This window comes from Streptomyces sp. NPDC057486 (assembly GCF_042802415.1).
Classification (GTDB): domain Bacteria; phylum Actinomycetota; class Actinomycetes; order Streptomycetales; family Streptomycetaceae; genus Streptomyces; species Streptomyces yanii.
The window spans coordinates 23,210-29,365 of sequence record NZ_JBHVEE010000124.1; the positions used below are offsets into that span (position 1 = coordinate 23,210).

The window sequence follows — 6,156 nt, forward strand, 5'->3', positions numbered from 1 at the left end:
TCGCCGGGCGCGGGTGTCGACCCTGGTTGTACGACCGCAGGCCGATGCCCCGTTGCGGGTACGCACTTACGATCTCGGCATGCGCGCCTCCTCACCTTTGCCACTGCCGCTGCTCAAGCGCATACCGCCGGGCCTGTGGACGGCACTGGTGTGGGTCGCGGCAGCGGTGCAGCCCATCATCGAGTACGTCCTGATACCGCCCCGGCACGAGTTCTCCCTCGAATACCCCCGGGACGGCCTCGACTCGCTCACGGCCCAGGCGCTGCTCGCCCTTGCCTTCCTGGTGGTCCTGACCGGCAGCGCACTGCTGCGCCGCCGGACGACGGTGGCGTACGGGCTGCTGATCGTCGGCACGATTGTCTCGTCGGTGGCCTGGCGGCAGGACGAAGTTCTGCCCCTGCAGTTTCTGGGGGTGGATGTCGCCCTCTGCTACGTCGCGGCCACCCGGACCCGGCGCACCGCGATCACCGCGGCGGCCGGGGCGCTGAGCGTGCTCGCCGGATACCTCGTCCTGCGGTGGATCACGGGAGGGGAATCCGGCACCGCCTCCGAACCGTTCATCGCCCTGACGGTCGTCATCGCCTGGCTCATCGGCAACTCGGTGCACCAGGCCCGCGCCCACACCGCGGAGCTGCACGCCCGGGCCGCTGCCCAGGCAGTCACCGCCGAACGGCTTCGCATCGCCCGGGAAATGCACGACACGGTCGCCCACAGCATCGGCATCATCGCCCTGCAAGCCGGGGCCGCAGCCCGAGTGGTGGAGACACAGCCGGCCAGGGCCCGCGAGGCGATGATCACCGTGGAACACGTAGGGCGTGAGACATTGGCGGGACTCCGGCGGATGCTGGGCGCACTACGGCAGGCCGACCAGGAGCAGGGACCCGCCCCCGGGCATCAGGAACCAAACGACTACGACCAGGGGCGTTCCCAGGCTCCTCTGCGGCCGGCCGTCGGTCTGGCGGATCTGGAACGGCTCGCCGCGACGACCACGGCCGCCGGTGTCCACGTGGAAGTGTGGTGGCAGGGCAAACGCCGCTCGCTCCCTGCGGACATCGACCTCGCGGCGTTCCGCATCGTCCAGGAGGCGGTGACCAACGTCGTACGACACGCGGCTGCTGATCACTGCCAGGTGAAAGTCGAATACCGCGAGGATGAACTCGTCGTCGAGGTCGTCGACCGCGGGAAGGGCGGCGACACGAACACGGAGAACGCGGACACCGGATTCGGCCTGGTCGGCATGCGGGAGCGGGTTGCCCTACTGGACGGCCGCTTCACCGCAGGGCCGCGTCCGGGGGGCGGCTTCCAGGTAACCGCCCGGCTACCGATGCCGACAGCGGCAGAGATTGAACCCGAAGCGACGGCTGGAGCCCGATGACCATCCGCGTGGTACTCGCCGACGATCAACCCCTGGTCCGTGCCGCCCTGCAGATGGTCATCACCGACACCGCGGACGTCCAGGTCGTCGGCGAGGCCGGAGACGGCGCCGAAGCAGTCCGGCTGACCAGGGAGCTCGACCCCGACGTGGTGGTGATGGACATCCGGATGCCCGGCATGGACGGCATCGAGGCCACCCAGCTGATCACCACGGGCACCAGCACCGCACGCGTTGTCGTCCTGACGACCTTCGATGACGACGACTACGTCTACGGAGCGCTGCGGGCCGGCGCATCCGGGTTCCTGGTCAAGGACATGGCCTTGGACGACATCCTCGCCGCAGTCCGTATCGTGGCCGCCGGGGACGCCCTCATCGCACCTGGCGTCACCCGCAGACTGATAAAGGAGTTCGCCGGCCGCCCTACAGCGACGCCGCCACGGCGGACGGAACTTGAGCGCATCACCGACCGGGAACGTGAGGTGCTCACCCTGGTCGGCAAGGGCCTGTCCAATACCGAAATCGCCGACCAGCTCTGCATCAGCGTCGCCACCGCCAAGACCTATCTGACCCGGTTGCTCGCCAAGCTCGACGCACGTGACCGGGTACAACTCGTGATCCTCGCTTACGAAGCAGGGCTGGTGGCACCGTCCTACTGAACCAACCCCTCGCAGTCCTTCGGCGGTACTCAGGCTGCTTGGCCGAGGCCAGCGGCGGTCAGGTCCTGCTCGCGCAGCGGGGCGAAGCCGACGTCGAGAACGCCCGGGAATGGGGGAAGAGCGAAATTTCTCTCGGAGACATCAGGACCGACGTGGTGAAACTTCTCGACCGGTACATCCAGCGGGAACCGGGCCACACGCCGGGACTTCTCGGCGAGATCTGCCTGACCGCCTGCCTGCGTCTCGCGCTTCATCCCGAGAAGGTCGGCCGTCTCCTGCGGCGATCCCTCCACCTCGACAGCGAACTGGACGGCAAGACCATTGACGCCTTGCTCGATCTGGCACTGCCACCCTCCGCCAAGAGCGCCGGGGACGGCTGAGACCCCCGGCACCTGCGCCCTGGACGATCCTGCCGAAGTCCTCTGGAACCTCGCGCTGAGGACGCAAAAGGCTCATTCTCGTTCGCTCTGGCAGATTCTCGTCGGGGGTGTGCTCTGAGTGGCGATATTGCTTCGTTCGTGGGGTTTGATCTACCCCGGGAGGTCAAGGCCGATCGGCGATGCGGTGCGCCAACCAGGCAAGGGCGGGCGGCATCCGGTACTCGACGGCGTGGTGGCCACCCTCGAACAGTTCGAAATGCACGATGTCGTCGGCCACTCCGACTTCCGTAAGCACATCGCGGAAGGCCAGTGCGCCCAGGTCGAGGAACCACTCGTCGCGGGTGCCGGCGTCAATCCAGATGCCGCGCTGGGAGCGGAGGGCGTCGGCGTGCGTGGTGGCCATCCGTACCGGATCCCAGGCCAGCCAGCGCTGCCACTCCTTCTCGCGCAGGGCCCCGGTGCGGGGGTCGAAGGGAAGGGTGGGGGAGCCGTCGTGGCCCGGGGAAAAGCAGGCGGAGACGCCGAGGATCTCCAGGAGATTCAGGTCCTCCTCCTTGGTGAAGGCGGCCCGCGAGCGGAAATCATCCCACCAGCGGAAGATGTCGCCGCCGTAGGGCCGCAGTTGGCGGGCCGCGGTGAGGAAGTGCGGGTGGTACTGGGCCTCGGACAGCGAGTCGCCGGAGTGGGTGGCGAAGGCGCCGAACAGATCTGGGCGGAGCATCGAGGTGACCATGGCGCCGAGTCCGCCGCTGGACTTGCCCGCGATGGCTCGGTGGTCGCGCGCGGGGAGCGTGCGGTAGCGGGCGTCGACGTACGGCACGACCTCTTCGCACAGGTAGGAGTGGTAGCAGCCGGTGCCGGGTGAGTCGATGAACTGGCTGCCGCCGTAGGCGGTCCAGGCGTCCACGAATACCAGCAGCATCCCGGGAGCCTCCCCGCGGGCGAAGATCTCGTCGGCGAGCTCGGGGACGGGCTTCCGAAAGGCCGTGCGGTTGCGCCAGACCGGGAGCGTTCCCGCGTAGCCGAGTAGCAGATACGTGACGGGGTAGCGGCGTTCGGGCGCATCGTCGTAGCCGGGCGGGGTGTAGACCCACAGCGGTCGTTGCGCCGGGTCGTTGAGGGGGTTGCCGCGAAGCAACGCGCTGTCGATGACGTGTTCGTCGATGCGGCCGGCGAGCGTGAAGGTCGACATGCCCAGGGACAGTACTATGATTTCAAAATATCTGAATGCATAATTTCTGGAGGGTAGGGTGACGCCGTGACATCACGGCATTCTGCGGCGGAATCGGCGCAGCCACGGGACTCGATCGACTGGCACATCGCTCGCTGGGGGCGCGAAGTCCCCGGCTTGGTACCGGAGTTGGAGGGAGCCGTCACCCGCATGCAGAAGCTCGTGCGACACCTGCAGCAAAAGAAGGAGGCCGCCCTGGCGCGGCACGGCCTGAAGTTGTGGGAATACGAAATCCTGTGGCGCCTGCGCTCGGCGGGAGAGCCCTACCGCATGGCACCTACACGTCTCGCTCAGGGACTCGGCGTCCACCCCGCCACCCTCACCAACCGCCTCGACCGACTGCAGTCGGCGGGCCTGATCACTCGCGAGCACGCACCTGAGGATCGCCGCAGCCTTCTCGTCGGCCTGACTCCCCAGGGGGCCGCAACGTGGGCGGCGGTGATCGACGACCAGCGGGAGGCCGAGGCCACACTGCTCGCGCCCCTGGACAAGAAGGAGTTGGACCACCTGGCCGCCCTCCTGCGTGTCGTGGCCCTCGCTGTCGAGGAGGACGGCCCGCCCCTCATGCCGCACGTCGACTGAACATCCAGCACCACCACTCAGTCGGGCCCTTCGACGAGTTCCTCCACCCCGGAGGAGATCAGCGGGACGCCGCGACGCGTAGCCCCCACACCCGCACTCGCTGCCATCAAGCGGCCATCCCAAGTCCACCGACCGCTAAGGGCTGTCCTGTAAGCGGTGCACCTTATGAGCAGCGGCCCGGCCTGACCTGACCTGACCGAGTGCAGACTGTTGACCAGGAAGGGTGGGAGCTCAGCAGGAAAGCGCTGGCCAAGGAGTCCACGTCCCGTCTAGGTTCGGGCAATGGCCGAAGGATCTTCTTCCACTGCTCCGACACTCCTGTACGTCGTCGGGCCGCCTGCTGTTGGCAAGGCGACCGTCGGTCGCGAGATCGCCACGCGCACCGGGCTCCGCCTGTTCCACAACCACATGGCCATCGAACCGGTCCTTCGCTTCTTCGACTTCGGCAGCCCGGCGTTCATGCGCCTCGTCGACGGGTTCCGGCAGAGCTTGATCGAAGAAGTCGCCGCGAGCGACCTGCCCGGCCTGATTTTCACCTACGTGTGGGCATTCGACCAGCCAGACGGTCAGCGAGCGTTGGAGCAGTACGCCCTCCCGTTCCGCGAGCGAGGCGGCCAAGTTCTCTACCTCGAGCTCGAAGCAAGCCAAGAAGCCAGGCTGCAGCGGAACACTGGCGCGTCCCGGCTTGCCGAGAAGCCGTCCAAACGCGACCTCGATGCGTCGCAGCGTCGGCTCCTGGCCATGGACGAGAGGCACCGGCTCAACTCCACTACGGAGTTCCAGGACCGCACGGACTACCTGCGGATCGACAACACCCACCTCTCGCCAGAAGACGTTGCGAAGCAGGTCATCGAGCAATTCAGTCTCGATCGCTAAGTGGTCGGCGTCGTAAATCCTTCGGGGGTTGACGGTGGAGTCGGCCATGTGTGTTTGCCGCTCAGTACCGCTACCGGCAGCCGATCCATGTTGTCAGCAGGCGCCCTCGGCCTGGGGTGCTGCTGAACTTGCGCCGGGCTTGAGTAGCTTGAGCGCACCGCTGCGCCGTCCAAGGATCAGACAGCTGCCTTGCGCGATGGTCAGTGCGGCGATGAGGAGGACGACGCTGAGCAGGGGAACGGTACGAATCCGCTCGGCACCACGGACCTGGCCATTCACGGCCGACAAGGCGTCGGAACCCCGCCGGTTGCCGGCCTGGCCTCGTGCACGGAGCTCGCAAGGATGCCGGCCAACAGCGCATGTGCCCCCGGAGCCCAAGCGGCCTCGGTCGCCCAGAACTACGGCAGCTTCGGCACGTACTACTGGATGCGCTGGCCCACGGCATGGCCCGCCGCCGACATCTCCGCCCAGCGCCTCGCCCGCCTCCCGGTCCAGGAGATCGTTGTGGCCACCAACGGGTCGACGTCGGCGATCGAACGTGCGCGCACCATCCTCGCGAACACGTATCCCGACCAGGACGTCCCATGGACCGTCCGCGAGGACCATGCCCAAAGTGGCGCACAGCTCGCCGGATACCAGCAACTGGCCAACGTGGTCATCCTGGTCAGCTTCCCCATCGCCGGCTGCAGCCTGGCGGTGAGCGTGGCTGCGGGCCTGAACGACCGCAAGCGCCCCTTCAGCCTGCTGCGGCTGACCGGTACACAGCTCGGGGTGCTGCGGCGGGTAGTCCTCCCGGAGAGCGCGGTCCCGCTCCTGGTGGTCGCCGTAGTGGCGATCGGGATGGGCTTCCTTGCTGCCCAGCTGTTCGTACAGGCACAGTTCAGGTACTCGATCCAGCCACCGGGGATCCAGTACTACGCGACCGTGCTCGCCGGGCTCGTCGCCTCGCTGACGGTGATCGCGTCCACGATGCCGCTGCTCAGACGCATCACAGGACCCGAAACGGCACGCAACGAGTAGCCGCTACGAGGATGGCTCGGACCGGCTGACCACAGC

At 67.4% G+C, this 6,156-nt stretch carries 7 protein-coding genes; 6 read left to right on the forward strand and 1 reads right to left on the reverse strand.

From position 1 onward, the window contains the following. Positions 1-79: 79 nt before the first annotated feature. The 3 genes from ACFU6I_RS37685 to ACFU6I_RS37695 are packed head-to-tail and all read left to right on the forward strand — an operon-like array spanning position 80 to position 2,411. Positions 80-1,375 (forward strand): sensor histidine kinase, encoded by a 1,296-nt coding sequence (locus tag ACFU6I_RS37685; protein ID WP_384375617.1) that lies wholly within the window; start codon positions 80-82, stop codon positions 1,373-1,375. Then, complete coding sequence (locus tag ACFU6I_RS37690) at positions 1,372-2,031, forward strand: response regulator (RefSeq protein ID WP_384375621.1); 660 nt, start codon at positions 1,372-1,374, stop codon at positions 2,029-2,031. Before ACFU6I_RS37685 ends, ACFU6I_RS37690 begins: the two co-directional genes overlap by 4 nt. A gap of 38 nt (positions 2,032-2,069) precedes the next feature. Beyond that, on the forward strand, positions 2,070-2,411 hold the full coding sequence (locus tag ACFU6I_RS37695; RefSeq protein ID WP_384375624.1) for a hypothetical protein: 342 nt from the start codon (positions 2,070-2,072) through the stop codon (positions 2,409-2,411). A gap of 163 nt (positions 2,412-2,574) precedes the next feature. On the opposite strand, the gene ACFU6I_RS37700 is transcribed toward ACFU6I_RS37695, so the two are convergent. Beyond that, entirely contained in the window at positions 2,575-3,603 is a 1,029-nt protein-coding gene (locus ACFU6I_RS37700) for an alpha/beta hydrolase (RefSeq protein ID WP_384375627.1), read from the reverse strand. Positions 3,604-3,669: 66 nt separating this feature from the next. On the opposite strand from ACFU6I_RS37700, the gene ACFU6I_RS37705 reads away from it, so the two are divergent. The 3 genes from ACFU6I_RS37705 (at position 3,670) to ACFU6I_RS37715 (ending at position 6,120) form a co-directional block, all read left to right on the forward strand. Then, positions 3,670-4,224: a MarR family winged helix-turn-helix transcriptional regulator gene (locus tag ACFU6I_RS37705; RefSeq protein ID WP_384375630.1), complete on the forward strand. Its 555-nt coding sequence runs from the start codon at positions 3,670-3,672 to the stop codon at positions 4,222-4,224. Positions 4,225-4,506: 282 nt separating this feature from the next. Further along, positions 4,507-5,100 carry a hypothetical protein gene (locus ACFU6I_RS37710; protein WP_384375633.1) on the forward strand — a complete coding sequence of 198 codons (594 nt, stop codon included), beginning with the start codon at positions 4,507-4,509 and terminating at the stop codon, positions 5,098-5,100. A 342-nt stretch (positions 5,101-5,442) separates the two neighbouring features. Beyond that, positions 5,443-6,120, forward strand: coding sequence for an ABC transporter permease (locus ACFU6I_RS37715; protein ID WP_384375636.1), 678 nt, complete (start codon positions 5,443-5,445; stop codon positions 6,118-6,120). Positions 6,121-6,156 lie beyond the last annotated feature (36 nt).